Consider the following 25,062-nt stretch of genomic DNA (forward strand, 5'->3'; position numbering starts at 1 on the left):
GCAGCGCGCTCCTACGTTAGGGAGCGGATGTCCGCTCTCATCGCCCGACTCGCCGACGGCGTCGCACAAGTCCCCGCCGTCCAGTGGGATGCGTGCGCGGGCAACGCCAATCCGTTCGTCAGCCACGCCTTCCTGACCCTGCTCGAGGACTCGGGCAGCGTCGGCGGGCGCAGCGGATGGCAGCCCATCCCGATCCTCGTCGACGGCGCCGACGGCACGCCCGCCGCGATCGCACCCGCCTATGCAAAGGCGCACAGCCAGGGCGAATATGTGTTCGATCATGCCTGGGCCGACGCATGGGAGCGCGCAGGCGGGCGCTATTACCCCAAGCTTCAGATCGCGACGCCCTTCACGCCGGTTCCCGGTCCCCGCCTGCTGCTGCGCGACGAAACCGCCGCCCCCGCGCTGATCGCCGCGATCGAGGCGGTGACCGACCAGCATCAGCTGTCTTCCGCACACGCGACCTTCATCACTCCCGCCGAAATCCCGCTGTTCGAGGCGGCGGGCTGGCTGATCCGGCAGGGCACGCAGTTCCACTGGACCAACGCGGGCTATACGACGTTCGACGATTTCCTCGCCGACCTCGCCAGCCGCAAGCGCAAGGCTATCCGCAAGGAACGCGCCGCAGCCATCGAGGGGCTGACGATCCGGCATCTGACGGGCAGCGACCTGACCGAGGCGCACTGGGACGCCTTCTGGATCTTCTATCAGGACACCGGCTCGCGCAAATGGGGGACGCCCTATCTCACCCGCCGCTTCTTCTCGCTGCTGGGCGAGGCGATGGCCGACAAGGTGCTGCTCGTCCTCGCCGAGCGTGACGGGCGACCGATCGCCGGCGCGCTCAACATGATCGGCGCCGATACGCTTTACGGCCGCTATTGGGGCGCGACCGAGGAGGTGCCCTTCCTCCATTTCGAGCTGTGCTATTACCAGGCCATCGATGTCGCGATCGCTCTGGGGCTGACAACGGTCGAGGCGGGCGCGCAGGGCGAGCACAAGCTCGCGCGCGGCTATGCCCCGGTGCCGACTTTCTCCGCGCACTACCTCCCCGACCCCGGGTTCAAGCGCGCGGTATCGGATTTCCTCGAGCGCGAACGCGAAGCCGTGGCCGCCGACCGCGAATTCCTGGACACGATGACGCCGTTCCGGCGCTGTCAGTAGAACCGGGTCAGTAAAGCGGCGCCTTCATCGTCGCGGGGTCGTAGACCGGCCCCGGCGCGCCGTGATCGACCTTGAACAGCACGCTGCGTCCGCTGCGCCAGATCGGCGTCAGCCCCGCCGTCAACCGCCGGTCGTAGCGCGGCGGATCGATGAGCCACAGATAGTCATAGGCATCCCGCGGAAACTTGAACATCGCGAGTCCGATCGGCCGCCACCATTGCCGCGGGCAGCGATATTGCGTCACGATCTGCGACGGATCGTGCGCGAACCTGCCCGCCGCCGCATAGCGCGTCGTCAGAAGCTGCCCGCCCGGCATCGACCACTGGTCGTTCGCGAACGCCATCTTGCGCACCATCGCCAGCCCCGGCGCATGCTCCAGCCGCGACATCGTCCAGGTGTTGCGGCAGCTATAGCCGATGAAGGTCAGCAGCCGCGCGCGCGGCGGCAGCCTGTCGATCGCCGCGAACTCGCGTTTGTAGGTCTGGTCGAACATCCAGTAGCTGACGGTCTGCGCGCCGATCCTCACCAGGAAGAAGGCGAGCCCTATCGCCGCCAGCACCGCGGCGCCGCGCATCGACAGCCCCGGCTTCGGCCGGATCGCGATCAGCGCGATCGCGACCATGAACGGCGCGAGGCGCATATCGGCATAGGCGGAGCCGAAGACGATGCGCGGGAGCAGGATATAGACCGCGACCAGGAACAGCGTGGAGAGCCCGAGGTGCCGCGAATATTCGATGCCCGGATCGCGCAGGCCCTTCATCAGCACCAGCAGCAGCACCGCGGTCGATGCGATGTCGAAGGCGAGCCAGCGGTCGCGCAGGATCATCGTGATCCACTGGATCTTGAAGCGCCAGTTGAACCAGTCGGCGGTCTGCCCGGTCACATGGTCGCCCGATCGCCACAACACCATGAGCAGCATCGGCAGCGCCAGCGGCAGGCAGCCGAGCCCGGCGCGCACCCAGCTTTCCAGCCAGTGCCCCCCGCGACCGTCCTTGCGCAGATCATGCTGGCGGATCATCTCGGCCGAGAAGGCGAGCACGCCGAGCACCCCCCAGCCGAAGGTGTGACACACCCACAGCGCGCAGGACAGCGGCACGAAGACGACCGCGCGGGCCTTCAGCCGGCCGAGCCGCGCCATGCGCAGCCACAGCCCGAACATCACGAACGCCAGCCCCATCGACAGCGCAAAATTCACGAAGCCGAACTGGAGCGGGTAGCTGTATGCCAGCGGCAGCGCGAAGAGCGCGGTCGGCGGAATGCGGCCGTGCACTTCGCGCGCGATCCACAGCAGCCCGGCGACGATGAGCGCCGGGATCGCCATCACGATCAGCTTCACGCCAAGCTCGAGCCCGAAGACCTTGGCCATCGGGATGACGAGCAGATCGACGCCGAGATTGCCGATCAGCTGCCATTTGAAGGCATACCAGTCGTTGAGCCAGGGATTGCTGCCGATCGCGAGCTGGACGCGATATCGCCCCATATGCCCGAGCAGATCGACGAGCGGCGGCACCGTCGGCCACAGCAGCGGGACGACGGCAACGAACGTCGCCGCGACGACGAACGCGCGGCTTTCCCACCAATGTGTCGCTGTTCGGCCTCCCGCGCCCATCGGCGAGGGTCTATAGGCGAGCGTCACCGGCGCGCAAGCACCCTCACGCCGCCGCCCTGCGCGATCGTCGCAAAGCCCGGTGCCGCACCGCGCGCCGCGATCGAATCGGGCGCCGCGCCGCCGCCGACCGCGCCGGGACACCAGACGATGTAGCGAACCGCATTCGCGCGGAGCAGGCGCGCGGCGACCGCCGGCTCGCCGAGCATGATCCGATACAGCGCCGCATTGCCCATGCCGTCGCGGTGATATGGCCCGGCGAGTGTCGCGTGGCGGGTATCGCGCAGGATTGCCGGACCGAGGTCGATCGGCGCCGCGAGGCGTCCCGGCGGCAGTTTTGCGAGCAAAGCCGTCGCCGCCCCCGCGTCGCACGGCGCGACCGCACCGCGCGGCGATTGCGCGAGTGCGGTTCCGGCGAGCGGATACAGGATCCCGGCCGATGCGATCCACGCCCCCGTCAGCAGGATTGGCCCGCGCGATCGCGCCGCATCGATGAGCGCTGCCAGCGCAATCGGAGCAATGGCCGCCGCGCCATACGCACCGCGCAGCTGCCAGCAGGCCACCATGAGCCCGGAGGCGATTAACGCGGCCACGCCCCACCAGGCGCCACCGCGCAGCCGCGCCTGCCAAAGTGCGGCGAGCAATCCGACAATGGCCAGCCCGGCATAGCCGATCGCGTCGGCAGGCGCGGCGCGCAACAGCGGTTGCGCCTCGGCGACATTGTGCAACCAGAGCCGGACGAGACCAGCATCCACCGCGCCATATGGGCCGACGCGGCAGCCTGCCGGCGCGATCGCCGCCGCGACTCCGATCAGCACGATGCCGCACGCGGCAACGAGCACCCACCGCGGCACCGCAAGATGCCGCGAAGCCAGCGTGATGAGCCCGAGCATGATGCCCGTCACGACCAGGATTGCAGCCAGCGGCGCGGAAAGCGCATCGCAAAGCCCGGACGGTGCGCTGGCGGGGATCAGGCCGAAGGACACCGCCCCGACGATCGCGAGGCCGATCGCAATCCCCTGCAACCGGGCATCGTCGTCGCGCATCCATGTGGCGACAGCCCAAGCGCCGAGAACCGCGAGCAGCGGCACCGTCTCGAACCCGATCGCAGCGCTTGCGGCCATGGCCGCACCGATCGCGATGCCGCGCCCGCGCGATGGAGGCGCGACCATGCCGTGCACGCACGCCAGCAACAGGACGATCTGCAGGCCGTGATGATCGATCCGTCCGGGCACGAACAGCGTCGTGACCGGGAAAGCGATCGCCGCGACGATCATCGCGGTGACGCCCGTAACGCCCAGGCGCCGCGCGACCGCGCCGATCGCTGCGAGGTAGGCCGCGAACAGGAGCACCGGCCACAGGCAGACCGCCACAACTTCCGCCATATGGCGTCCGGCCAGCGGCGCGAGCGCGAGAATCAGCGCCGCGACCGGCATGTCCGCCAGCCGCGACCAGTGCATCGCCGTGCCGCCCGGCGGGCCGAGCCGATACTGGTGGAGGTCGGCATATCCTTGCCCGGCCAGCCAGTCGCGCACCTCGACCAGGCGCATCACGTCATCGGTGTCGGGCAGGCGCAGCGCGGCAAGATCGCCCCAATGCCGCGCCGCCCAGACGAATCCGAGCAGCACGGCAAGCGCGACCGCGATCACCGCATCGCGAAGCCAGGGTCGTGTGCTATCCACCCACGGCGTCTAGCCGCGCCGCGGTAAACGCCGCGTTAGGGCCGGTCGCGCCGTCCCAGCAACCGCAGCCGCAGCGCATTGAGCTTGATGAAGCCCGCCGCATCGCGCTGGTCATAAGCGCCCTGATCGTCCTCGAACGTCACGACCTTCTCGCTGTAGAGCGAGTTCGGCGACCTGCGCCCGGTGACGATGACCGATCCCTTGTAGAGCTTCAGCCGCACCGTCCCCGCAACCTTTTCCTGGCTGTGGTCGATCGCCGCCTGCAGCATCTCGCGCTCGGGGCTGAACCACAGGCCGTTATAGAGCAGCTCCGCATAGCGCGGCATCAGCTCGTCCTTCAGGTGCGCCGCGCCCCGGTCGAGCGTGATCTGCTCGATGCCGCGGTGGGCGAGGTGGTAGATCGTGCCCCCCGGCGTCTCGTACATGCCGCGGCTCTTCATGCCGACGAAGCGGTTCTCGACCAGATCGAGCCGGCCGATGCCGTGCCTGCGCCCAAGCTCGTTGAGCGCGGTCAGCAGGGTCGCGGGCGACATCGCCTCACCGTTCAGCGCAACGCCATCACCGCGCTCGAAATCGATCGTGATCGTCTCCGGCGTGTCGGGCGCATCCTCGGGATTGACGGTGCGCGAATAGACATAGTCGGGAACCTCGTCCCACGGGTCCTCGAGCACCTTGCCCTCGCTCGAGGTGTGGAGAAGATTCGCATCGGTCGAGAACGGCGCCTCGCCGCGCTTGTCCTTCGCCACCTGGATCTGGTGCTGTTCGGCGAACTCGATCAGCTTCGTGCGGCTCGTCAAATCCCATTCGCGCCACGGCGCGATGACCTTGATATCGGGGGCGAGCGCGTAATAGCCCAGCTCGAAACGGACCTGGTCGTTGCCCTTGCCGGTCGCGCCGTGGCTCACCGCGTCCGCGCCGACCTGTCTGGCGATCTCGATCTGGCGCTTGGCGATCAGCGGCCGCGCGATCGAGGTCCCGAGCAGATACAACCCTTCGTAGAGCGCGTTCGCGCGCATCATCGGGAAGACGTAATCCGCGACGAATTCCTCGCGCAGATCGTCGATGAAGATGTGCTCGGGCTTCACCCCGGCATCGAGCGCCTTCTTGCGCGCCGGCTCCAGTTCCTCGCCCTGCCCCAGATCGGCGGTGAAGGTCACGACCTCGCACCCATAGGTCTGCTGCAGCCACTTCAGGATCACGCTGGTATCCAGCCCGCCCGAATAGGCGAGGACCACCCTGTTGATGCCGGCGTCGCCGGCGGGTCGGTTGATTGGATCGGTCATGGCGGGGCTCCCGAGGAACTGGACGCGCCGCGCTCTACGGGCGACACTCGCGCCGCGCAACCGGTGGAGTCGTCCAATGGCAGCCAGCAAGACGCAACCGACCGCCGCGACCGTCGACGGCTTTCTCGATTCGGTCGAGCCACCCGAACGGCGCGCGGATGCCAGGGCGATCGCCGCGATGCTGGCGCGGGTGTCGGGCGAGCCGGCGACGATGTGGGGGCCGGCGATCGTCGGGTTCGGTCGCTATCGCTACCGCTACGACAGCGGCCGCGAGGGGGAGATGTGCCGCGTCGGCTTTTCCCCCCGTAAGGCCGCCTTCACCTTCTATCTGACCACCGGCTTCGCGATGCGGCAGGATTTGCTCGACCGGCTCGGCAAGCACTCGTCCGGCAAGGGCTGCCTTTACGTCAAGGCGCTCGCCGATATCGATCAGGGCGTGCTGGAAGAGCTGGTGCGCGCATCGCTCGCCGATATGGCCGCGCGCCATCCCGATTGAGGCGTTCAGCCGCGGTATAGCTAGCGCGTTGCAGGGCAGCGTTCATCCTGCCATCGGAGTCCGCATGTTCCTTCGATTCACCGCCGCCGCCGCGATGCTCCTCGTCGCCACGCCCGCCTTCGCGCAGGAAACGCGCGCCTCGGCGATCGCCAAGCTCGATGCCGAGTTCAAGGCGACCGACACCGACGGCAACGGCACGCTGAGCCTGGCCGAAGTGACCGCGCGGATGGGCAAGATGAGCGCTGGCATGAAGCAGCTCGATCCCGTCCACGCCAAGCGCGTTGCCGGGCTGTGGTTCCAGTCGGCGGACCGCAACAAGGACGGCAAGGTCACCCGCGACGAATCGCGCGCGCTGATGATCGCGGTGTTCGATCGCTACGACCTTGATCACGACGGCAAGATCACCCCGATCGAGCGCGCCAAGGCGGCGGAAGCGGCGAAGGCGGGCGCGGGGCGGTAACAACTTGCCCGCTTGGGGCTGAAATTCTCAGTATCCCCGCGCAGGCGGGGATCCAGTCTCGCGCCAGCGATCGCTTCGCGAGCCTGGGCTCCCGCCTCCGCGGGGGCACAGACGCCTGGTCACCCCCGTAACACCAGCTCGCGCTCGCCGATGTAATCGCGCGTCAGCGGCACCGCGAGGCGCCCCTTCGCCAGCTGGATCTGGTAGTTGCACAGCCCGCCATAGCGAAACGCGGCACCGGCGCCCGCCAGGTAGAACTGCCACATCCGGAAGAAGCGTTCGTCATACAGCGCGACGATCGCATCCCTCGCCGCGGTCGTGCGGTCGTACCAGTGGTCGATCGTCATCGCATAATGGACGCGCAGCACCTCGATATCGGTCGGCACCAGCCGGAGGCCTTCATAGCCGCGCGCGATCTCCGACAGGGCCGGGTTGTAGCCGCCGGGAAAGACATATTTCAGCGTGAACTTGTCGGTGACGCCCGGCGCGCCCATCCGCCCGATCGTGTGGAGCAGCATCACGCCGTCTTCGGCCAGCAGCTGCCGGCACTTCACGAAGAATGCGCGGTAGTGCGCCGGCCCGACATGTTCGAACATGCCTACCGACACGATCCGGTCGAAAGTGCCGGTGACGTCGCGGTAATCGATAAGTTCGAATCGGACCTTGTCCGCGACCCCCGCCTCCTCGGCGCGTCGGCGCGCGACCTTCAGCTGTTCCTCCGACAACGTGACCCCCAGCACCTCGGCGCCGGTCCTGGCGTGAATGTAGAGCGCCATCCCGCCCCAGCCGCAGCCGATGTCGAGCACCCGCATCCCCGGCTCCACCAGCAGCTTGGCGACGATATGCGCCTTCTTGTCGGCCTGCGCCTGCTCCAGGCTGTTCGCGGGATCGGTGAAATAGGCGCAGCTATATTGGCGGTCGGCGTCGAGGAAGAGATCGTAGAGCCGGTCGGAAAGGTCGTAATGATGCGCGACGTTGCGCTTCGACTTGCGCGCCATGTTGATCCGGTCGGCCCGGTGGGTGATCGCCTGCACCGCGCGGCGCATCGCCGACGCCGCGAGCTTGCTGCCGCCTTCCTCCCATTTGTCGTTGGCGGTCAGCAGGTTGACGAGATCGCGCACGTCGCCCTGTTCGACGATCAGCCGACCGTCCATGATCGCCTCGGCCGCGCCGAGGCCCGGGTCGCGGATGATCGCGCCGGTCACCCCTTTGTCGGCGAACCGGATGGCCACGTCGGGATAGCCATCGGTCGGCGTGCCGAAGTTGCGGACGGTGCCGTTTGCGTGGAAGACTTTCAGGGTCCCGTGGACGACACGGGCAGCGAAAAACCGATCGATCAGCGCCATGAGCCGGGGACCTAGCGGCTAGATTCCGGCGTACCAATCGTAATCGACATTGTCCTCCCAATAGCCGCCCTTGCCGAGCCCGATCCCGGCGAGGCTCTCCACCGCATCGATGCGCATCACATATTTGGCGTGCTTGTAGCCAAGCTGCCGCTCGACCCGGAGGCGTACGGGCGCGCCGTGCCCGACGCTCAGCGGATGGCCGTTCATCGCCCAGGCGAGGATCGTCTGCGGGTGGAAGGCATCGATCATGTCGATCGATTCGTAATAGGGCGTGCCGCGGTAGAGATCGGCGCAGTGGAACACGACATAGCGCGCGGAACGCCGCACGCCCACCGCCTTCAGCACCGTGCCGAGCATCGGCCCGTGCCATTTGCCGATCGCGCTCCACCCCTCGACGCAGTCGTGACGCGTGATCTGGGTGCGAGCCGGCATCGACCGGAGTTGCGCGAGCGAGAGGTCGAGCGGCCGATCGACGAGCCCGCCGACCTTAAGCCGCCAGTCGGCAAAGCGGTTCGCGACATGCGCGTTATAGGCGTCGGTGTTCGGGTTGCGCGTCCCGTTCTCGCGGAAGATCGGCGACATCTGCGCTTCGGTGAATTGCGGCGCGAGTGCGCCCCGGTCGGTGAGCGCGCGCTGGAGACCGCGGTGGATGTCCTCGCCCTTGAACAGGATCGAGCGGAACGTCTCGTTCTGACCGAGCCGGTCGCACCCCGCCAGCAGCGTGCCCGCGCCGACCGCAGCACCGGTGACGAGGCCGCGGCGGGTGATGATACGGCTCATGCCTCGTCCTCCGGAATACGCCACCGCCCGGTGATCATCGACGTCACCTCGCGCACCGGCCCGGCAAGCAGGACGAGCGCGAGGTGGACGATGATGAACGCAGCGATCGCGCCCGCCGCGATGAAATGCAGCGACCGCGCCGATTGCCGACCGCCGAACAGATCGAGCAGCCACGGCCACGCCGCATCCATCCCCGGCGACAGCGTCAGCCCGGTCAGAATCGCCAGTGGCAGCAGGACGAAGATCGTGCCGACATAGGCCAGCTTCTGCAGGATGTTGTAGGCACCGGGCCGGTCGGGATCGTGGAAACGAAAGGCGAGATGTTCCCTCACGTCGTGCCACAGGTGACGCGGCGCGACCTCGCCCGCGCGGATGCGCAGGTCGCGCTGGATGTGGCGATTGACGAGGCTCCAGACGATGAAACCGAGCAGCGCGAAGGCGAAGACCAGCGCGAAGAACAGATGCCAGCGCCGCCCGAGCGCGAGATTGTAGGTCGACGGGATGGTCAGCCAGCCGGGGAAGCGCGGCGGATCAAACCACGCATGGTCGAAATTCGCGCCGTACCGCCCCCAGTAGAGATGCGGATGCGCGTTCGAGATCATCATGCCGGAGCCAAGCAGGATGAACACCGCGACGACATTGATCCAGTGCCACAGCCGCGTCGCGAGCCGGTGTTTCACGATGAAGCGGGGTCGCGGCGCGGCATCGGCGCTTGCGGGCGGTTCAGGATTCGGGTCTGCGTCCATCGGCTCCCTTTTCGCGGCACAGCGCGCGATGGTTACATAGCAGGCAAGGTGCGATGACCGAATATCACTTTTACGAACCCGCAAACGGCCACCGCCTGCCCCACGATCCGACCAATGCGATCATCGCGCCGCGCCCGATCGGCTGGATCAGCACCGTCTCGCCCGCAGGCAAGCGCAACCTCGCGCCCTATTCCTTCTTCAACCAGTTCAATTACCGCCCGCCGATCATCGGCTTCTGCTCGACCGGCTGGAAGGACAGCGTCGCGAACGTGGAAGCGACGGGCGAATTCGTCTGGAATCTGGCGACCGAAGCGCTGGCCGGGGCGATGAACGCGACGTCGGCGACGGTCGAGGACGACGAGTTCGTGCTCGCCGGGCTGGATTCGCTGCCGTCGCGGCTGGTGAAGCCCGACCGCGTGGCGGCAAGCCCGGTTCATTTCGAATGCCGCAAGACGCAGATCGTGCAGCTCCAGACCGCAGACGGGGCGGACGTCGACAGCTGGCTCGTGCTGGGCGAAGTCGTCGCGGTCCATATCGACACCGCAATGCTGGATGACGGCATCTACCAGACCGCGCGCTCCATCCCGATCATGCGCGGCGGCGGTCCGACCGACTATTTCGCGGTGCGCGAGGAGGCGAAGTTCCAGATGCGGCGCCCGGCCTGAACACTCGGAGCGCACCTTCCGCCGGTCCTCCCCTGGAAGGGGAGGTGGCAGCGCGCAGCGCTGACGGAGGGGTAGTCCGCTATCGAGAGCGCGATACCCCTCCACCACGCGCTCCGCGCGCGGTCCCCCTCCCCTTGCAGGGGAGGATGTGAGTCACTCGTCCTCACCCCCGATAAGCCCTGTAGAAGAACACTATCGTCGTTACCCCCGTCACCAGCATCGTCCAGGCGCGCACCATTCCCGGCGAAAGCCGCTTCCCGATCTTCGCGCCCAGCCAGCCGCCGAGGATCGACCCTACCAGCATCGGCGCGCATGCCCACCAGCGGACCAGCCCGGTCGCGATGAAGACGATCGCCGCCGCGGCGTTCGCGACGGCGAGCATCAGCGTGCGCGGCGCGAACAACGCGCGGGGGCTGATGCCGGCGAGCAGCCCGTACATCGCCGTCGTCATGATCCCAACGCCGCCGCCGAAATAGCCGCCATATATCCCCAGCAGCATCTGCGCGATCACGAGACTGCGTCGGCCGATCGTCACCCGCGCGCGCAGCCAGTCCGCGGCGCGCTTGCCGAACGCGATCGCGACGAAGGCGATCAGCAGCAGCCAGGGAATAAGCAGATCGAAGGTGCGTGTCGGTGTCCACACCAGCAGCAGCGATCCGACAAGCCCCGCGCCGAAGGTGATCGCCGCCAGCGTCCGGATCGACACGCCGCCGACCGGCGCCAGCTCGTCGCGGAAACCCCAGGCGCTCGTCGCCGCCCCCGGCAGCAACGCGACGTTCGAGGTCGCGTTGGCCTGGTTGGCGGGCAGCCCGAGCGCGATGAGCGCCGGGAGCGTCGCGAAGGTGCCGCCGCCCGCCAGCGCGTTCATCGCACCGCCGACGATGCCTGCGCCGAATGCCAGCGCGATCCCGCCCGATCCCGCCCCCGCGATCACTCGCCGCGCGGACCCTGGAACGCCCAGCGCAATGTGCGCGCCACGCCAAGCGTCGCGGTCGATACCGCGGGCCGAACCAGTCGGGTCGCGTGGAGGCCGTGCATCCGCCGCGCCCGGTCGGGGAGCAGATCGATTGCCGCCTGCATCATCAGCGACTGCACCGGTGCCGCCGCCAACGACCGCGGTCGCGCGCGCAATACCGCGCGCGCGATGTCGCGGCTGCGCGCGTCGGCGGTGAGGTCCTGCCGAAACGAAGCGATCAGTTCCTCCGCCTCGGCGCGTGTCGTCGGCACCGGATCGGCGCCCAGCGCCAGCGCGACCGGCGCGACATCGGCGAAATAGCGATCCTGATCGACACGCGACATGCCCGGCTCGCCAAAGCGAATCCACGCGTCGAGAAAGGGCAACGCGCCCGCCACGTGCACCCAGGCGAGCAGCCGTGCATCGGCCGCATGATAGGCGGTGCCGTCCGGGCGCGCGCCGGCGACGCCTTCGTGAATCCGCCGCACCCGCGCGATCGCGGCCTCGGCATCGGCCTTCGCACCGAACGTCGTAACCGCGATGAAGCGCGCGGTGCGCCGCAGCCGCCCGATCATGTCGCGGCGGAAATTGCTGTGGTCCCACACGCCCGCACGCGCCGAGGGGTGGAGCATCTGGAGCAGCAGCGCGGCGATGCCGCCGACCATCATCGTCGTCACGTCGCTATGGACACGCCACGCGACCGAACCTTGCGGAATGAAGGGATCGGCCGCGCGCTCGACCGGACGTTCGCCGCGGGCGCGATCGTTGAACAGCGCGCGCACTTCCCCGATCAGCGTCCGGCGAAGTGCGCCCGTCAGGCTCACCCGAGCGCCGCCTGCCACCGATTGCTCCGCAGGCGGGCTCCATGCGGCGCCATGCCCCCGGCATGGCGACTCATCGCATTACGCCCTCAGCCTGCCGGTCGAGTTCCGCCCGGCTCTTCTTTTCAGCGGCGGTCTTCAGCTGTCCGCACGCCGCGTCGATATCGCGCCCGCGCGGGGTCCGCGTCGGCGCGGAAATCCCGGCTTCGAAGACGATGTTCGAAAAGGCCCGGATGCGTTCGGGCGTCGAGCATTCATACGGCGCGCCGGGCCAGGGATTGAACGGGATCAGGTTCACCTTGGCGGGCAGCTTGTACTGCTTGATGAGCCGCACGAGTTCGCGCGCATCGGCATCGCCGTCGTTCTTGTCGCGCAGCATGACATATTCGAACGTGATCCGCCGCGCATTGTTGGCGCCCGGATAGTCCGCGCACGCCTGGAGCAGCTCCTCGATCCCGTATTTGCGGTTCAAGGGCACGATCTCGTCGCGCACGTCCTTCGTGACCGCGTGGAGCGAGACCGCGAGGTTCACCCCGATCTCCTCGCCCGCGCGCGCCATCATCGGCACCACGCCCGACGTGGATAGCGTGATCCGCCGCTTGGAGAGCGCAAGGCCATCGCCGTCCATGACGATCTTCAGCGCATCGCGAACGCTCTCGAAATTATACAGCGGCTCGCCCATCCCCATCATCACGATGTTGGTGAGCATCCGCCCCTCGGGCGTCGAGGGCCATTCGCCAAGCGAATCGCGCGCGAGCATCACCTGGCCGACGATCTCGCCCGGCGTCAGGTTGCGCACCAGCCGCATCGTGCCGGTGTGGCAGAAGCGGCAGTTGAGCGTGCAGCCGACCTGGCTCGACACGCACAAAGTCCCCCGATCGGCATCGGGGATGAACACCATCTCGTAATCTTGCGCGTCGTCGCTGCGCAGCAGCCACTTGCGTGTCCCGTCGGTCGAAACCTGCGCCTCGACGACCTGTGGCCGGCTGATGACGAAGCGCTGTTCCAGCCACGGCTGCATCGTCTTCGAGATGTCGGTCATCAGCGAAAAATCGGTGACGCCGCGATTGTAGATCCAGTGCCACAACTGCTTGGCGCGCAGCTTCGCCTGTTTCGGCTCGAGCTGCGACGTCTCCAGCGCCATGCGCAGGTCGTCCTTCGAGAGTCCGAGCAGATCGATCCGCCCGTCCGAGCGCGGCGCGAGCGCGCGCGCCACGGGCACGGGGTCGAAATGCCCCGGAATGGGCATGGGTGCGGCCGATCCTGTCTGCATGGCCGGGCACATAGGCGATTTGACATGAATTTTCTAGCTGCCCCTCACTTATCCCCGCTTATCCTGAGGAGAGGCTGAGCGAAGTCGAAGCCTCGTCTCGAAGGACGGTCTGGGCGTGTCCTTCGAGACGGGCCTTCGACGAGCTCAGTCCCTCCTCAGGATGAGCGGAGTTGAAGTGGTTGAATTACCTGCGAGCGCAGCCCAGCGCCGCCGCGTCGATCGCGGTCGCGGCGCCGGCCAGCGCGTAGGTATCCGCGAAGGGCGTCCCCCGATCGCTGACCGCAGCCACGCTCATGCTGCGCGCGCCGCGCATCGCCGCCACGATCGCGCGGTCGGTCTGCGCGTCGGGCGCCCAGGCGGCAGCATCGCCGCCCGACAGCGTGAAGCGGCGATCATCGATCGAGAGCGTCACCGGTACGGCGAGGTTGCGCGCGGTCGACAGGCGCACGAACAGCGCGCTGCGGTTGCTTCGCCCGAAATGGCTGGCCACGCTCGCAAAGGGACGCAGCCGGGTCGAGGCACCGGCCCGCACCGGCGCCGCGATCGCAAAGCAGCGCGTGGGGCCTTGATCGCGAAACGCCGCCCAGCTTTCATACACGCCGAGCGTCACGCGGCCGGGCGGCGCAATCGCCAGCAACAGCGCGAGCAGCGCGATCACGCCGGTGCGTAGCCCGTGCCGCGGTGGATCAGATGCTCGACGCCGCGCGCGACCATCGTCACCGATCCCTGCGGCATCCCCGCCATGACCGGCGCACCGGCCCAGCCATCGATGGCGGCCCCCGTCATCACCCCGCGCATCACCCGGCTGGAAATGCCGTGCATGATGACCAGCCGGTCGCCTTCGTCCTCGCCCGTGTCGGCGAGCCAGCCGCTCACCCGCGCCGCGATGGCGGGATAATCCTCGCCGTCTGGGGCGGGCACCAGCAGCCCGCCGTCGTGGACGACGGGGCCGACTTCGTCGATCACATCGGCGTAATAGCGCCCGCCCCACGCGCCCATGCCGATCTCGCTGAGCCGTGCGTCAGTGCGCACCGCGTGCCAGTCGAGCCCGAGATGTTCCGCGATGACCGCCATCGTCTGCAGCGCGCGGCCCGTGGGCGAGGCCCACAGCGTCAGCGCGGGCGATGCGCCGAGCGCCTCGCGCAACGCGGCGCCCATTTCCTCCGCCTGTGCGAAACCCGCGCGCGTGAGCGGTGTATGCGGGTGGTCGCCCTGCAACCGCCGTGCGGCGTTGAACACCGTTTCGCCGTGCCGCGCGACGAAATCGCGCCCTTTTCGCGCCGCAGATGCCTTGGAATCCATTGCCGTCATTTCAACCCCGTGTGGCGCAAAAGCAACGGATTTCCGTGTTTATCTGGGGTTCATGCAACGTCTCGCTGCTTCGGCCATTGGCGCCGTCCCTGCCTCGTTTCGGCAGGAACGTATCGATGGAGTATCCCATGCGTAAGATCACCGCCGCCCTGCTGCTCGCCACCGCTACCGCCGCAACCCCTGCCCTCGCGCAGGAGGTGAACCCCACCTTCACCGGCCCGCGCGTCGAAGGCACGATCGGTTACGACCATGTCGGCGCCGGCTCGTCGGTCAACAACAATAACGGCCAGGACGATCAGTCGATCGACGGCCTGCTCTATGGTGGCGGCATCGGCTACGACATCGCCACGTCGAGCGGCATCGTGCTGGGTGCAGAAGCGGAGATCACCGGATCGACCGCCAAGAGCCAGCGCCGCGACTATACCGCCGATTTCGGCTTCGGCCGGGTGAAGCAGGGGCGCGACCTCTATGTCGGCGCGCGCGCCGGTGTGCTCGTCAGCCCGACGACGATGGTCTATGCCAAGGGCGGCTACACCAACGCCCGCCTGAACGTACTCGCGGGCGACACCCAGCAGACGACCGATACCGACTTCAACCTTGACGGCTGGCGCGCCGGTGCGGGCGTCGAGCATGCGGTCGGCGAGCACAGCTACATCAAGGCCGAATATCGCTATTCGAACTACGGCCGCGGCGCGGTCGATTATGCGAACGGCGCGCAGAGCAGCAAGTTCGACATCGATACCGACAAGCATCAGGCAGTGGTCAGCTACGGCTTCCGCTTCTGAGTTTGCCCGCGGGGCACACCGTTCCGCGCGTAGATGAGGTGGCTGGTCGGGCGTCCCAACGGACAGCACCGATAACGTCCGACATAACAATCCACCGAAAAGAAGGGCCGGGGCGCTTGCTCCGGCCCTTTCTCTTTGGCTAGGACCACTCGGGAGTTGCCCCCGGCTTGAGTCCGGCTGGGCCGGGGGACGATGTGATGAAGGCGACGATCGAACGCGCGACGCTCCTGAAGGGGCTGAGCCATGTCCAGTCGGTGGTGGAGCGCCGCAACACCATCCCGATCCTGTCGAACGTTTTGCTGGAAGCCACGGCCGAGGGCGCGCTGAAGTTGATGGCGACCGATCTCGATCTGCAGATCAACGAGCAGGTCGCCGCCGCGGTCGACCAGCCGGGATCGACGACCGTCTCCGCCCACACCCTGTTCGACATCGCGCGCAAGCTGCCCGAGGGCGCGCAGGTCTCGCTGAGCGCCGCGGAAGGCCGGATGGCGATCGTCGCCGGCCGTGCGCGCTTCTCGCTCGGCACCCTGCCGCGCGACGACTTCCCGGTCATCGCGGAAGGCGAACTGCCAACCCAGTTCGAGCTGCCCGCCGAGACGTTGAAGCAGATCATCGACAAGACGCGGTTTGCGATCTCGACCGAGGAGACGCGTTACTACCTGAACGGGATCTTCCTTCATGTCGCAGATGACGGATCGCAGCCGGTCCTGAAGGCCGCCGCGACCGACGGCCACCGCCTCGCCCGCGTGACGATGCCGCGCCCTGACGGCGCCGAGGGGATGCCCGACGTCATCGTACCGCGGAAATGCGTCGCGGAACTCAGGAAGCTGCTCGACGAGATCGACGGGTCCGTCGGTGTCTCGCTTTCCGCGACCAAGATCCGCTTCGATCTCGGCCAGGCGATCCTGACCTCGAAGCTCATCGACGGCACCTTCCCCGACTACAGCCGCGTCATCCCGACCGGCAACGACAAGATCCTGAAGCTCGACCCCGTCAGCTTCATGCAAGGCGTCGACCGCGTCTCCACGATCGCGACCGAAAAGACCCGCGCGGTGAAGATGGCGCTCGATCGCGACAAGATCACGCTGTCGGTGACTTCGCCGGAGAACGGCACCGCGGCGGAGGAAGTTCCCGGCGACTACACCGCGCTGCCGTTCGAGATCGGCTTCAACAGCCGGTATCTCATGGACATCCTCGGCCAGATCGAGGGCGATTCGGTCGAAGTCCATTTGGCCGATGCCGCCGCACCGACGCTGATCCGCGAAAACGACAAGGCGGTCGCGCTCTATGTGCTGATGCCGATGCGGGTGTAAGGCGACCGCGCCCGAGGTAAGGCGCGGTCAAACCGGCAGATCATTGAAGCAGCCCGGTCCCCGCGATTCGCGGCGGCCTCTGGCGCGCTGGATGCAGGCGCGTTTTACCACTTGGCCTGCAAGATTGACCTGCAACCTCCCTGATATCGAGGGAGGTTGCAGGGTCGGCGCCCGCCTCAGAAGCGGGTGCGCAGCGTCACGCCGTAAGTCCGCGGCTCGGCCAGGAACGAGCTGAACACCTGGTTCGCAGGACTGGTGCCGAACGCCTGGGCCTGTGCCTGGCTGCCCGCGCCCTGGAACGGCGCATTGAAGGCGACCTGCTGATAATTGGTGTCGAGCAGGTTCTGACCCCACAGCTCCAGCGCCCAGCGCTGGCCCGGTCCGCGAATGCCGACGCGGGCGTTCATCAGGAAGAAGCCGTCCTGCGCCTTTTCGGGAAACAGGTCGGACCCCGTGTTGTAGTCGCTGGTCATGCGGCCATCGACATAGAACAGCGCGCTGAGCCCCGATCCGCCGAGTTCCGGCGTCCAGCTCGTCGATGCCGTCACCGTATGGCGCGGCGCGTTCGACAGGTCGCTGCCCGAGAGCAGGAACAGCGCCGGATCGAGCGCCTCGCCGCTCTCGCTGCCGACCAGATTGTTGCGGTAGCGCGTGTCGGTGAAGGTATAGCCCAGGTTCACCGCGAAGTTGCGCGCCGGATACAGCCCCGCTTCGAGCTCGAAGCCCTGCGACAGCACGCCGTATTTGGTCTTGCCCGTGCACGCGCCCGTCGTCGCGCTCGCATCGCGATCCGCGCCGTTCAGGCTGGTGTCGCACGAGCTGAGATTCTGGACGATGTAGTTCTGGCCGTTGAAGGTGTTCAACTGGAAATTCTTGAACTCCTGGCGGAAGCCGGCGACGTTGAAGGTGAAATCGCTGCTGGAGAATTTCAGGCCGACTTCATAGGCGTTGACCGTTTCGGGATCGAAGCGCAGCCGGCTTGCGGCCGCGTTGGTGATCGGCGCGAAGGTGGTGGCGCTCAGGTCCGACCGGTCGAGGTTGTAGCCGCCGGCCTTGTAGCCGCGCGAGTAGGACGCATAGAGCAGCGTGTCGGTGCGCGGCTTGTAGCTGACGACCGCGGTGCCGGTGAACTCGCCTTCCTTGAACCCGTCGTTGAGATCGAGGCCATTGAGCTGCGACGACGAGTTGCCCGTGCAGGTCAGCGTCAGGATGCCGCCGACCAGCGTCTTCAGGCTTGCAGGAACCGCGGCGCTGGCGAGCAGCGGGCTGAGATTGGCCTGCTGCACCGGGCAGACGGTGTTGTTGTTATTGAAGTCCGCATGGAACTGCTTGCGCTCATGCGTGTAGCGCAGGCCGCCGGTGAGGCTGAGCTTGTCGGTGATCTTGAAGATGTTGTGGGTGAAGAACGCGTAGTTCTCGCTGTCCTGATAATAGGTGGAGCGCACGTCGCCGACATTGTTGACTGTGGAGAGACGATCGATCCCGGCGAGAACGGTCGGCGCCAGCGCGCCGAGGCCCGCGCCCACGGCCTGACGCCCGGTTGCGCCGCCAAGCGCGGCGAGCGGCGTCGTGCCGAGGCAGCCCGGCTGGGTCGGATCACGCAGCGCGGCGAGCGGATTGATCGTCGCGACGATACGGCACGATGCGAACGCGCCGTACTGGCTGCCGAACTTCAGATTGTCGGCAACGACCAGGTCTTCCTTCGAGTAATAGCCGCCGACGAGCCAGTCGAGCTTGTCGTCGAACAGCGAGCCGTTGAGGCGGACCTCCTGGCTGAAGGTGTGGAACTGGCGGTAGCTGTTGCCGTCATCGGGGCGGTAGCCGATGTCGAGATTGCCATAGTCGATATCCGCCGCGCCGTCCGACTTGTATTCGCGGTAGGCGGTGATCGAGGTCAGCTGTGCGCCGCCCAGATTCCAGTCGAGCTGCGCCGAGCCGCCATAGTCCTTGGTGACGTTCGCATAGGCGCGACCAAGGGTGTTGGCGATGCGGCGGTTATAGGGATCGCCCGCGCTCGGGAAGATCGCGCCCATGCTCTGCATGACCTGGACGATGCGGTTGCCCGCCGGATTGATCGCGAAGTCGCCGGGGACGCCGGGGGTCGGATCGATCTTCTCGCGCAGATCGACATAGACCGCGCCGCAGCACTTCTCGTCGCGCCACGTATAGTCGCCGATCAGCCGCAGCGAGATATCGGAGGATGGCTCGAACAGCAGCTGCCCGCGCACGAAATAGCGGTTGCGGTCGTTGTAATCGGTCTTGTTGACGACGTCGTAGTAGAAGCCGTCGCGGTTGCCGTAAACGCCGTCGAGGCGGAAGGCGAGCACGTCCTTGATGATCGGGCCGGTGATCGCGCCCGCCACGCGGACGTTGTTGTAGTTGCCGTAGGTCGCCTCGCCATAGCCGCCGAAGGTGAATTCGGGCTTCTTGGTGTAGATGTTGATCGCGCCGGCGGACGAATTGCGGCCCGAAAGCGTGCCCTGCGGGCCGCGCAGCACCTCGATGCGGTCGACCTCGCCGAGATCGTTGAGCCCCGAGCCGGTGCGGCTGCGATAGACGCCGTCGATGAACACCGCGACCGAGCTTTCGAGACCGGGATTGTCGCCGACGGTGCCGATGCCGCGGATGCGCGCCGAGGCGTTGGCTTCGGAGCCCGTCGACGAGACGAGGAGCGACGGCGCGAGCTGGGTCATCTGGCGGATATCGGTCGCGCCCGAGTTCTGGAGCGCGACCTGGCCGACGGCTGACACCGCGATCGGCACGTTCGAAAGGCGTTCGGAGCGGCGAGTCGCGGTGATGACGATGTCGCCGGCGTTCTGCGGGGTTTCGTCGGCAACCTGCGCCTGACTGTCGACGGCGGCGGGAGCGGCCGCGCTCTGCGGGCTGGCGGCGGTCTGCGTATCCGCCGCCGTTGCCGGAGCATCCTGCGCAAAGGCGGGGGCTGCCATGACGACCAGCGCGGTCGACAGGAAAAGGGCCGATTTACGCATGCATGCTCTCCCGTTTCGAATTATCGGTATCGGGAGCGCGATTAGAAGCGCAGGCGTGCGCGTCTAGGTTTTTCGGGCGTCACCGCCGATTTTCGAAGACGAGTGTCGCAGCTTTGCAACAATGGGTCCGCCGCAGACCTTTGGGCAAGAATCGTCTGACGCTACGGAAATCGCGGCGCGCGCAGGGTTTGCCGCCATCGGGCGGGCGCCCAGCGCGCGCATCACGCGAATTATTTCGGCGAGAGCACCATCAGCATCTGGCGGCCTTCCATGCGCGGATAGGCCTCGACCTTGGCGACCTCGGCGGTTTCCTCCGCGACGCGCTGAAGCACCGCCATGCCGAGCTGGCCGTGGCTCAATTCGCGCCCGCGAAAGCGCATCGTGACCTTCACCTTGTCGCCGTCACCGATGAACTCGACGACCTTCTTCATCTTGGTGTCGTAGTCGTGATCGTCGATGTTCGGACGCATCTTGATCTCCTTGATCTCCTGCGTCTTCTGGCTCTTGCGGGCGAGGTTCGCCTTCTTCTGCGCCTCGTATTTGAACTTGCCGACATCGAGGAACTTGGCGACCGGCGGGTCTGCGTTGGGCGACACCTCGACCAGGTCGAGCCCGAGTTCCTTCGCCTGCTCCATCGCCTCACGCGTGTACATCACGCCGAGATTCTCGCCCTCATGGTCGATCACGCGGACCTTGGGGCTCTGAATCCATTCGTTGAAGCGGGGGCCGTTCATCGGCGGCGCCTGGTTGGGCCGGCGCATCATGGGAGGGGGTATGGGGTATGCTCCTGTCGTGATTACAGAAAATATTTCGAGTCACTATATAGGTGAAACGCGACGATCTTGAAAGGTGCGCCGCGTCTCAGCTGAGGTCTGGCGGGGTCGCCTCAGTGGTCAGCGCCGCCACGATCTCGTCCAGCGTCACGATCTGCTGGCCATCGGACCCGAGCCGGCGGACCGCGACCTTGCCCTCCTCCGCCTCGCGCTTGCCGACGACGAGCAGCGCCGGAACCTTGGCAAGGCTGTGCTCGCGCACCTTGTAATTGATCTTCTCGTTCCGGAGATCGGTCTCGACGCGGATGCCCGCCTTGCGGAGCGTGTCGGCGACGTGGCGGGCGTAATCGTCCGCATCGGATACGATCGTCGCGACGACCGCCTGCACCGGCGCCAGCCACATCGGGAATCGGCCGGCATGATGTTCGATCAGGATGCCGATGAAGCGTTCGAACGTGCCGAGGATCGCGCGGTGCAGCATCACCGGGCGGTGCCGCTCACCATCCTCGCCCACATAGGACGCGTCGAGCCGATCGGGGAGCACCCGGTCCGACTGGATCGTGCCGACCTGCCAGGTGCGGCCGATCGCATCGGTCAGGTGGAACTCCAGCTTCGGCGCGTAGAAGGCGCCCTCGCCGGGCAATTCCTCGAACCTGTCCTTGATCGTCTGGGACAGCGACGAGGTGCGCACGGCGACGCGCAATTCCTCTTCGGCCGTGTCCCACATGTCGTCGGAGCCGAAGCGCTTGTCGGGACGCAGCGCCAGCTTCACCGCATAGTCGGTGAAGCCGAGATCCCGATACACGCTGTCGAGCAGCTCGCAGAATTTGCGGACCTCCTCGATCACCTGATCCTCGCGCACGAAGATGTGCGCATCGTCCTGGGTGAACTGGCGCACCCGCATGATGCCGTGGAGCGCGCCGTGGGGTTCGTTCCGGTGGCAGCAGCCGAACTCGGCCATGCGAATCGGCAGGTCGCGGTAGCTCTTGATACCCTGCTTGAAGATGAGAACATGCGCCGGGCAGTTCATCGGCTTCAGCGCCATCAGGTCCGCGTCGCCCGAAAGGATCGCGCCCTCGTCCTCCACGTTCGGCACCTCGTCGGGTACCACGAACATGTTCTCGCGGTATTTGCCCCAGTGGCCGGACTGCTCCCACTGGCGCGCGTCCATCAGCTGCGGCGTCTTGACCTCGGCATAGTCCGCCGCATCGAGACGGCGGCGCATATAAGCCTCGAGGCTGCGCCAGAGGATGAAGCCGTTGGGGTGCCAGAACACCGACCCCTGCGCTTCCGACTGGAGGTGGAACAGGTCCATCTCCTGCCCGATCTTGCGGTGATCGCGCTTCGCGGCTTCCTCGAGCATCGTCAGGTGCGCGTCGAGCTGCTTCCTGGAAAGCCAGCCGGTGCCGTAGATGCGGCTGAGCATCGCGTTCTTCTGGTCGCCTCGCCAATAGGCGCCGGAGACGCGCGTGAGCCTGAACGCCTGCGGGTCGAGTTTGCCGGTGGAGGCGAGATGGGGGCCGCGGCACATGTCGAGCCACGCGTCGTCGCCCTTGCCCGCACGGTACACGGTCAGCTCCTCGCTGTCCGGAAGCTCGGCCGCCCACTCGGCCTTGAACATCTCGCCCTGTTTCTGCCAGCGCGCGATCAGCTGCTCGCGCGTCCAGACCTCGCGGATCAGCGGCTCGTCCTTCGCGATGATCTCGCGCATCTTCGCCTCGATCGCGGGCAGGTCCTCTTCGGTGAAGGGGCCGTGATCGGGCGCCGGGGCGAAGTCGTAATAGAAGCCGTCGTCGGTCGCGGGGCCGAAGGTGATCTGCGTGCCGGGGAACAGCGCCTGCACCGCCTCCGCCAGCACATGCGCATAATCGTGGCGCGCGAGCTCCAGCGCATCCGCCTCGTCGCGCGCCGTGACGAGGGCGAGGCTGGTGTCGCCATCGAACGGCCGGTTCAGGTCGCGCACCTCGCCATCGATCCTCGCGGCGAGCGCCGCCTTGGCGAGACCCGGGCCGATCGCCGCCGCCACATCCGCCGGGGTGGTTCCGGGCGCGACTTCACGGACGGACCCGTCGGGAAGCGTGATGCGGAACAACTCGGCCATTTGGGCGGACATGGAGTGCTTTCCTGCGCGTAGGGAGGGATATCGGAAGCGCGGCAATACAGCGAAGCGGGCGCGCGCGAAACCCCGCGTCAGATCATGCCGAACGGCACCACATGGTTCGCCTGGCTATGCCCCACCTCCGCGCGGCCGAGATAGGGCACGCCCATTTCGCCGCACCAGCGGGTCATCATATATTCCAGCGTCTCCCCCCATTCGGGTTCGTTGGGCTTGATCGCGGTGACCGCGCCCAGCCGGACGCCGGCGATGCCCCGCAACTGGGTGGCGTTCGCCATGTGGAACAGCATCCGGTCGATCGCATACATCGCCTCGGACACCTCCTCGACGATGAGGACATGGTTCTTGAGATCGGGCAGCCACGGCGTGCCGATGATCGCGGTGAGGATCGAGAGGTTGAGGCACACCGAAGGCTTGCCGCCCAGCCCGGGTTCCAGCCCCTGCCGGTCGCCGCGCGCGAGCCAGCCGAGCGTTCGCGCCACCGTCTCGTCGCCCTTTGTGCGGTTGATATCGGTGACCATCGGCCCGTGGGTCGGGCGCCCGATCCGCCTGGCATAGAGCGCGGCGAGGAGGAACCCCATGTCCGAATAGCCGACATAGGCCTTGTGACGCGCCGCCGGCCCCAGCTTCGGGATCGCCTCGGCCAGAATGCGGTTCGAGCCATAGCCGCCGCGGCCGAACCAGATCGCATCGAAGCTGGCGTCGTTGGCGAATTCGAGGAAGGCGGACGCGCGCAGCGCATCGGAGCCAGCGAAATGCCCGTCAACCGCGAAACATTGCGGGTGGAAGACGAGATCGATCTCTGGGTAGGCGACCGCGGCGAAAGCCGATGCGGGGGCCACCATGTCCGGGTTGCCCAGGCTGGCAGGCGATACGACCCCGATCTTCATGCAATTCCCCTCATCGGCGCCGCGGTGCTGTTGCTCCGGCGCGCGGTGCGGGATAGCGCGCTGCCATGCAGGACGGCAACATCGACAACAGGCGCTTCTTCCTCGTGGGCATCGGCGGATCGGGGATGATGCCGCTCGCGATGATCCTGCGCGGACGCGGCGCGCGCGTGGAAGGGTCCGACCGCGGGCTAGATCAGGGTCGCGTGCCCGCGAAGTTCGATGCGCTGCGAGGGCTGGGAATCGCGCTCCATCCACAGGACGGCAGCGGCGTGGTGTCGGCGGAGCAGATCGTCGTGGCATCGGCCGCGGTCGAGGAAACGGTCGCCGATATCGTCGCAGCGACCCAAAAGGGATGCGAGCGACGGACGCGCGCTGAACTGAACGCGCAGCTGTTCAACGAAAGCGCGCTTTCGATCGGGGTGGCGGGGACGAGCGGCAAGTCGACCGTCACCGGCATGATCGGCTGGATTCTCCACGCGGTCGGCCGCGACCCGACGGTGATGAACGGCGCGGTGATGAAGAACTTCGCCACCCCCGACGCGCCGTTCGCGACCGCGCTGGTGGGGGCGGGCGACGCCTATGTCAGCGAGGTCGACGAGAGCGACGGATCGATCGCGCTCTACGCCCCGCGCATCGCAGTGCTGAACAATGTGAGCCTGGACCACAAGTCGCTGGAGGAACTGCGGACGCTGTTCGCGGACTTTGCGGGCAAGGCGGAGCGGACGGTGCTGAACGTCGGCGATGCCGAGGCGCGGGCGCTGGCGTCGGGATTGCCTCGCGAGAAGCTGGTCACGGTAGCCGTGGAGGCCGAGGCCGACCTGATTGCCGAGAACCTCGCTCCCGAGCCGTTCGCGATTGCGTTCGATCTTGTCGTGTCGCCCTCACCCTTCCGCGCCTTCGGCGCTCCCTCCCTCTCCCAGCGGGAGAGGGAAGAGGCGGCATCGCCGCCGAAGGGTGAGGGCGAGGCGCGATACCGCGTCCATCTCGGGGTGCCCGGCCGCCACAATGTCGCGAACGCGCTGGCCGCGATCGGCGCGGTGCACGCCGCCGACGTGTCGATCGAGGCGGCGGTCGCGGCGATCGCCGGGTTCACCGGTCTGCGCCGGCGGTTCGAGCTGATCGGTGCTGGCGGCGGGGTCGCGGTGATCGACGATTTCGGACACAACCCGGACAAGATCGCGGCGACGCTCGATACGCTTCACGCCTTTCCGGGACGAATCCTCGCGCTCTTCCAGCCGCACGGCTATGGTCCGCTCAAGGTCATGCGGCGCGAGCTCGTTGCAAGCGTGGCAGCGCGGCTGCGCGACGACGACCTGCTGGTGCTGCCCGATCCGGTCTATCAGGGCGGCACCACAACTCGCGACGTGACGAGCGCCGATATCGTCGCCGACCTGACGGCAGCGGGCGCGAACGCGCGCTACATCGCCGATCGCGCCGAGGCGGCGGCGGCGATCGTCGCGGAGGCGCGGCCCGGCGACCGCATCGTCGTGATGGGCGCGCGTGACGACACGCTGGGGCTGTTGGCGGCGGAAATGGTCGTCGCGCTGGAAGCCAAGGCTGCAACCGCCGAAGGATTGTGATAGTCTTCGTCATCGACCACCGGAGTGCGC

General features: G+C 67.1%; 22 protein-coding genes. 7 read left to right on the top strand and 15 right to left on the bottom strand.

Annotated elements, in window-relative coordinates; translation table 11 throughout:
- Positions 1 to 27: 27 nt before the first annotated feature.
- Positions 28 to 1,161, top strand: a complete 1,134-nt coding sequence (locus BOS5A_RS02845) for a GNAT family N-acetyltransferase (protein ID WP_151953708.1) — start codon at positions 28 to 30, stop codon at positions 1,159 to 1,161.
- A gap of 7 nt (positions 1,162 to 1,168) precedes the next feature.
- Here BOS5A_RS02845 and BOS5A_RS02850 read toward each other — a convergent pair whose 3' ends face one another.
- From BOS5A_RS02850 to BOS5A_RS02860, 3 genes are read right to left on the bottom strand one after another with little or no spacing between them, the layout of a single operon-like run.
- The gene (locus BOS5A_RS02850) at positions 1,169 to 2,770 is read right to left on the bottom strand and encodes a hypothetical protein (RefSeq protein ID WP_151953709.1); all 1,602 of its coding nucleotides are present in this window, start codon (positions 2,768 to 2,770) and stop codon (positions 1,169 to 1,171) included.
- 23 nt (positions 2,771 to 2,793) lie between these two features.
- Positions 2,794 to 4,449, bottom strand: a complete 1,656-nt coding sequence (locus BOS5A_RS02855; RefSeq protein ID WP_151953710.1) for a hypothetical protein — start codon at positions 4,447 to 4,449, stop codon at positions 2,794 to 2,796.
- 35 nt (positions 4,450 to 4,484) lie between these two features.
- A complete protein-coding gene (locus tag BOS5A_RS02860; protein ID WP_151953711.1) occupies positions 4,485 to 5,732 on the bottom strand; it encodes an argininosuccinate synthase in 1,248 nt (415 codons plus the stop codon).
- A gap of 76 nt (positions 5,733 to 5,808) precedes the next feature.
- On the opposite strand from BOS5A_RS02860, the gene BOS5A_RS02865 reads away from it, so the two are divergent.
- Positions 5,809 to 6,228, top strand: coding sequence for a DUF1801 domain-containing protein (locus BOS5A_RS02865; RefSeq protein ID WP_151953712.1), 420 nt, complete (start codon positions 5,809 to 5,811; stop codon positions 6,226 to 6,228).
- Positions 6,229 to 6,292: 64 nt separating this feature from the next.
- Positions 6,293 to 6,688, top strand: coding sequence for an EF-hand domain-containing protein (locus BOS5A_RS02870; protein ID WP_151953713.1), 396 nt, complete (start codon positions 6,293 to 6,295; stop codon positions 6,686 to 6,688).
- Positions 6,689 to 6,807: 119 nt separating this feature from the next.
- Here BOS5A_RS02870 and BOS5A_RS02875 read toward each other — a convergent pair whose 3' ends face one another.
- The 3 genes from BOS5A_RS02875 to BOS5A_RS02885 are packed head-to-tail and all read right to left on the bottom strand — an operon-like array spanning position 6,808 to position 9,560.
- Entirely contained in the window at positions 6,808 to 8,034 is a 1,227-nt protein-coding gene (locus tag BOS5A_RS02875) for an SAM-dependent methyltransferase (RefSeq protein WP_151953714.1), read from the bottom strand.
- 18 nt (positions 8,035 to 8,052) lie between these two features.
- A complete protein-coding gene (locus tag BOS5A_RS02880) occupies positions 8,053 to 8,814 on the bottom strand; it encodes a molybdopterin-binding protein (RefSeq protein ID WP_151953715.1) in 762 nt (253 codons plus the stop codon).
- Positions 8,811 to 9,560 (bottom strand): cytochrome b/b6 domain-containing protein, encoded by a 750-nt coding sequence (locus tag BOS5A_RS02885; protein WP_151953716.1) that lies wholly within the window; start codon positions 9,558 to 9,560, stop codon positions 8,811 to 8,813. Before BOS5A_RS02885 ends, BOS5A_RS02880 begins: the two co-directional genes overlap by 4 nt.
- Positions 9,561 to 9,613: 53 nt before the next feature.
- On the opposite strand from BOS5A_RS02885, the gene BOS5A_RS02890 reads away from it, so the two are divergent.
- The gene (locus BOS5A_RS02890) at positions 9,614 to 10,225 is read left to right on the top strand and encodes a flavin reductase family protein (RefSeq protein WP_151953717.1); all 612 of its coding nucleotides are present in this window, start codon (positions 9,614 to 9,616) and stop codon (positions 10,223 to 10,225) included.
- Positions 10,226 to 10,388: 163 nt separating this feature from the next.
- Here the strand turns inward: BOS5A_RS02890 and BOS5A_RS02895 are convergent, their stop codons facing one another.
- The 5 genes from BOS5A_RS02895 to BOS5A_RS02915 all read right to left on the bottom strand — a co-directional run bounded on the left by BOS5A_RS02895 (position 10,389) and on the right by BOS5A_RS02915 (position 14,576).
- The gene (locus tag BOS5A_RS02895; RefSeq protein WP_234419172.1) at positions 10,389 to 11,159 is read right to left on the bottom strand and encodes a sulfite exporter TauE/SafE family protein; all 771 of its coding nucleotides are present in this window, start codon (positions 11,157 to 11,159) and stop codon (positions 10,389 to 10,391) included.
- Positions 11,156 to 12,022: an oxygenase MpaB family protein gene (locus tag BOS5A_RS02900; protein ID WP_234419173.1), complete on the bottom strand. Its 867-nt coding sequence runs from the start codon at positions 12,020 to 12,022 to the stop codon at positions 11,156 to 11,158. The genes BOS5A_RS02895 and BOS5A_RS02900 overlap by 4 nt, the downstream gene beginning before the upstream one ends.
- A 52-nt stretch (positions 12,023 to 12,074) precedes the next feature.
- The gene (gene rlmN, locus BOS5A_RS02905; RefSeq protein WP_234419174.1) at positions 12,075 to 13,274 is read right to left on the bottom strand and encodes a 23S rRNA (adenine(2503)-C(2))-methyltransferase RlmN; all 1,200 of its coding nucleotides are present in this window, start codon (positions 13,272 to 13,274) and stop codon (positions 12,075 to 12,077) included.
- A 184-nt stretch (positions 13,275 to 13,458) separates the two neighbouring features.
- On the bottom strand, positions 13,459 to 13,932 hold the full coding sequence (locus BOS5A_RS02910; protein ID WP_151953718.1) for an invasion associated locus B family protein: 474 nt from the start codon (positions 13,930 to 13,932) through the stop codon (positions 13,459 to 13,461).
- Complete coding sequence (locus tag BOS5A_RS02915) at positions 13,929 to 14,576, bottom strand: histidine phosphatase family protein (protein ID WP_199857181.1); 648 nt, start codon at positions 14,574 to 14,576, stop codon at positions 13,929 to 13,931. The genes BOS5A_RS02910 and BOS5A_RS02915 overlap by 4 nt, the downstream gene beginning before the upstream one ends.
- Before the next feature lie 137 nt (positions 14,577 to 14,713).
- Here BOS5A_RS02915 and BOS5A_RS02920 point away from each other — a divergent pair, with 137 nt between their 5' ends.
- Together BOS5A_RS02920 and dnaN are read left to right on the top strand one after the other, a co-directional pair.
- The gene (locus BOS5A_RS02920; protein ID WP_151953720.1) at positions 14,714 to 15,370 is read left to right on the top strand and encodes an outer membrane protein; all 657 of its coding nucleotides are present in this window, start codon (positions 14,714 to 14,716) and stop codon (positions 15,368 to 15,370) included.
- Between the two features lie 197 nt (positions 15,371 to 15,567).
- On the top strand, positions 15,568 to 16,683 hold the full coding sequence (gene dnaN, locus BOS5A_RS02925) for a DNA polymerase III subunit beta (protein ID WP_151953721.1): 1,116 nt from the start codon (positions 15,568 to 15,570) through the stop codon (positions 16,681 to 16,683).
- A 176-nt stretch (positions 16,684 to 16,859) separates the two neighbouring features.
- On the opposite strand, the gene BOS5A_RS02930 is transcribed toward dnaN, so the two are convergent.
- The 4 genes from BOS5A_RS02930 to BOS5A_RS02945 all read right to left on the bottom strand — a co-directional run bounded on the left by BOS5A_RS02930 (position 16,860) and on the right by BOS5A_RS02945 (position 23,452).
- Positions 16,860 to 19,673, bottom strand: a complete 2,814-nt coding sequence (locus BOS5A_RS02930; protein WP_151953722.1) for a TonB-dependent receptor — start codon at positions 19,671 to 19,673, stop codon at positions 16,860 to 16,862.
- A gap of 230 nt (positions 19,674 to 19,903) precedes the next feature.
- Positions 19,904 to 20,437, bottom strand: coding sequence for a translation initiation factor IF-3 (infC, locus tag BOS5A_RS02935; protein WP_151953723.1), 534 nt, complete (start codon positions 20,435 to 20,437; stop codon positions 19,904 to 19,906).
- Between the two features lie 97 nt (positions 20,438 to 20,534).
- The gene (gene thrS / locus BOS5A_RS02940) at positions 20,535 to 22,547 is read right to left on the bottom strand and encodes a threonine--tRNA ligase (RefSeq protein ID WP_151954468.1); all 2,013 of its coding nucleotides are present in this window, start codon (positions 22,545 to 22,547) and stop codon (positions 20,535 to 20,537) included.
- Between the two features lie 89 nt (positions 22,548 to 22,636).
- The gene (locus BOS5A_RS02945; RefSeq protein WP_151953724.1) at positions 22,637 to 23,452 is read right to left on the bottom strand and encodes an LD-carboxypeptidase; all 816 of its coding nucleotides are present in this window, start codon (positions 23,450 to 23,452) and stop codon (positions 22,637 to 22,639) included.
- 65 nt (positions 23,453 to 23,517) lie between these two features.
- Between BOS5A_RS02945 and BOS5A_RS02950 the strand changes: the two genes are divergently transcribed.
- Positions 23,518 to 25,032 carry a glutamate ligase domain-containing protein gene (locus tag BOS5A_RS02950; RefSeq protein WP_151953725.1) on the top strand — a complete coding sequence of 505 codons (1,515 nt, stop codon included), beginning with the start codon at positions 23,518 to 23,520 and terminating at the stop codon, positions 25,030 to 25,032.
- The last annotated feature ends 30 nt before the right edge of the window (positions 25,033 to 25,062 follow it).

This window comes from Sphingomonas sp. EC-HK361, assembly GCF_902498785.1.
Classification (GTDB): Bacteria; Pseudomonadota; Alphaproteobacteria; order Sphingomonadales; family Sphingomonadaceae; genus Sphingomonas.

Excerpts from the sequence above, each read along its gene's own strand:
- BOS5A_RS02845 (WP_151953708.1), top strand. The coding sequence starts at position 28 with ATGTCCGCTCTCATCGCCCGACTCGCCGACGGCGTCGCACAAGTCCCC.
- BOS5A_RS02850 (WP_151953709.1), bottom strand. The coding sequence starts at position 2,770 with ATGGGCGCGGGAGGCCGAACAGCGACACATTGGTGGGAAAGCCGCGCG.
- BOS5A_RS02860 (WP_151953711.1), bottom strand. The coding sequence starts at position 5,732 with ATGACCGATCCAATCAACCGACCCGCCGGCGACGCCGGCATCAACAGG.
- BOS5A_RS02865 (WP_151953712.1), top strand. The coding sequence starts at position 5,809 with ATGGCAGCCAGCAAGACGCAACCGACCGCCGCGACCGTCGACGGCTTT.
- BOS5A_RS02870 (WP_151953713.1), top strand. The coding sequence starts at position 6,293 with ATGTTCCTTCGATTCACCGCCGCCGCCGCGATGCTCCTCGTCGCCACG.
- BOS5A_RS02875 (WP_151953714.1), bottom strand. The coding sequence starts at position 8,034 with ATGGCGCTGATCGATCGGTTTTTCGCTGCCCGTGTCGTCCACGGGACC.
- BOS5A_RS02880 (WP_151953715.1), bottom strand. The coding sequence starts at position 8,814 with ATGAGCCGTATCATCACCCGCCGCGGCCTCGTCACCGGTGCTGCGGTC.
- BOS5A_RS02885 (WP_151953716.1), bottom strand. The coding sequence starts at position 9,560 with ATGGACGCAGACCCGAATCCTGAACCGCCCGCAAGCGCCGATGCCGCG.
- BOS5A_RS02890 (WP_151953717.1), top strand. The coding sequence starts at position 9,614 with ATGACCGAATATCACTTTTACGAACCCGCAAACGGCCACCGCCTGCCC.
- rlmN (WP_234419174.1), bottom strand. The coding sequence starts at position 13,274 with ATGCAGACAGGATCGGCCGCACCCATGCCCATTCCGGGGCATTTCGAC.
- BOS5A_RS02915 (WP_199857181.1), bottom strand. The coding sequence starts at position 14,576 with ATGGATTCCAAGGCATCTGCGGCGCGAAAAGGGCGCGATTTCGTCGCG.
- BOS5A_RS02920 (WP_151953720.1), top strand. The coding sequence starts at position 14,714 with ATGCGTAAGATCACCGCCGCCCTGCTGCTCGCCACCGCTACCGCCGCA.
- dnaN (WP_151953721.1), top strand. The coding sequence starts at position 15,568 with ATGAAGGCGACGATCGAACGCGCGACGCTCCTGAAGGGGCTGAGCCAT.
- BOS5A_RS02930 (WP_151953722.1), bottom strand. The coding sequence starts at position 19,673 with ATGCGTAAATCGGCCCTTTTCCTGTCGACCGCGCTGGTCGTCATGGCA.
- infC (WP_151953723.1), bottom strand. The coding sequence starts at position 20,437 with ATGATGCGCCGGCCCAACCAGGCGCCGCCGATGAACGGCCCCCGCTTC.
- thrS (WP_151954468.1), bottom strand. The coding sequence starts at position 22,547 with ATGGCCGAGTTGTTCCGCATCACGCTTCCCGACGGGTCCGTCCGTGAA.
- BOS5A_RS02945 (WP_151953724.1), bottom strand. The coding sequence starts at position 23,452 with ATGAAGATCGGGGTCGTATCGCCTGCCAGCCTGGGCAACCCGGACATG.
- BOS5A_RS02950 (WP_151953725.1), top strand. The coding sequence starts at position 23,518 with ATGCAGGACGGCAACATCGACAACAGGCGCTTCTTCCTCGTGGGCATC.